Consider the following 1,897-nt stretch of genomic DNA (forward strand, 5'->3'; position numbering starts at 1 on the left):
GGCCTGGAGCGCGTCAGCATCCACGGCGACTTCTTCGAGTTGGGCGGCCACTCTCTCCTCGCCACTCAAGTCGTCTCTCGCATCCGCTCCACCTTCGACGTCGAGCTGCCCCTCGGTGAGCTCTTCTTCTCTCCCACCGTCGCTCTCCTTTCCGAGCGGCTGGACTTGCTCCACGGCTCCTCGTCTCGCCAGCCGGCCCTCGTCCCTGTCGACCGGGCCCAGCCGCTGCCTCTCTCCTTCGCCCAGCAGCGCCTCTGGTTCCTCGACCAGCTCCAGCCCGGCGCTTCCACCTACAACATCCCCTGGGCGCTCAAGCTCACAGGCAACCTCAACGCGGACGCACTGCTCCAGTCCCTCAACGCGCTGATTCAGCGTCACGAGGCCCTGCGCACCCACTTCGCCATTCACGAGGGCCAGCCCGTTCAGCTCGTCCAGCACGACTTCGTGCTGGAGATGCCTCTCATCGACCTCTCCGCCCTGCCCCAGCAGCAGCGCGACGCCGAGGCACAGCGGCTGGCGGCGGCCGAAGCCGTGCGTCCCTTCGACCTGGCCCAAGGCCCTGTCGTCCGCACTTCTCTCCTCCGCCTGGATGCGTCCGAGCACCAACTGCTCGTCACCGTCCACCACATCGCTTCCGACGGTTGGTCCATCTCCGTCATGGTCCGCGAGCTGGCCGCCTTCTACCGCCAGTTCTCCGGGGGAGAGCCCGCTCCGCTCGCGCCCCTTCCCATCCAGTACGCCGACTTCTCCGTCTGGCAGCGCCAGTGGCTCCAGGGCGACGTCCTCTCTTCCGAAATCGCCTGGTGGCGCACCCAGCTTGCCGGTGCCTCCTCGTCCCTGGAGCTGCCCACTGACAGGCCTCGCCCCGCCGTTCAGACCTATCGCGGTGCGATGTTCCCTATCGGGTTGTCTCGTGAGTTGACCCAGGCCGTGAAGGCCCTCGCTCAGCGTGAAGGCGCCACGCCCTTCATGGTGCTGCTGGCTTCCTTCCAGCTTCTGCTCTCCCGTTACTCGGGCCAGGACGACATCTCTGTCGGCTCTCCCATCGCGAATCGCAATCGCTCCGAGACCGAGGGCCTCATCGGCTTCTTCGTCAACACCCTCGTCCTCCACTCCCGACTCGACTCGAAGCAGTCCTTCCGTCAGTTGCTCTCCAAGGTGCGCACGTCCACCCTCGCCGCCTACGAGCACCAGGACGTCCCCTTCGAGAAGCTCGTCGAGGAGCTTCAGCCTCAGCGTGACCTGAGTCGCTCACCGCTCTTCCAGGTCACCCTCACCCTTCAGAACGCTCCTGAAGAGGAACTCGAGCTCCCGGGTCTCATCCTCAGCGGGCTGGCTCCCAGCATCGAGACGGCGAAGTACGACTTCAGCCTCCTGCTCGAAGAAGGCATCAACGGCTTCGCAGGTGTCTTCAACTACAACACCGACCTCTTCGACGCGGCGACCATGGAGCGCCTCTCGCGTCACTACCTCGTGTTGCTCGAAGCGCTGACCGCTTCGCCTGATGCACAGCTCGGCCTGATTCCTCTACTTACGTTGGCGGAGAAGCAGCAGGTCCTCGCGGGTTGGAATGGCGTTGTCAGTGATTACCCGCGCGACGCATCCATCCCTTCGCTCTTCGCTCAGCAGGCCGCGCGTACGCCTGATGCTGTCGCCGTTGTCTCGGGTGAGGAGTCTGTCTCCTACGCCCAGCTCGACTCGCGCTCCAATCAGCTCGCCCATTACCTGCGCACTCTCGGCGTTCTTCCCGGCTCTCGCGTCGCTGTCCGCCTCGACCGCTCCGCCGACCTCATCGTCTCCCTCCTCGCCATCCTCAAGGCCGGCGCCTCCTACGTCCCCCTCGACAAGGCCTGGCCCTCCGACCGCCTCGCCTTCGTCCTCCGCGAGTCCTCAGCCG

At 65.5% G+C, this 1,897-nt stretch carries 1 protein-coding gene; it reads left to right on the top strand.

The features are described 5' to 3' along the window. On the top strand, positions 1-1,897 hold a 1,897-nt coding region (locus tag HUA74_RS44860; RefSeq protein ID WP_174459499.1), incomplete at both ends, for a condensation domain-containing protein.

The sequence above is a fragment of the Myxococcus sp. CA051A genome (genome assembly GCF_013336705.1).
Classification (GTDB): Bacteria; Myxococcota; Myxococcia; order Myxococcales; family Myxococcaceae; genus Myxococcus; species Myxococcus llanfairpwllgwyngyllgogerychwyrndrobwllllantysiliogogogochensis.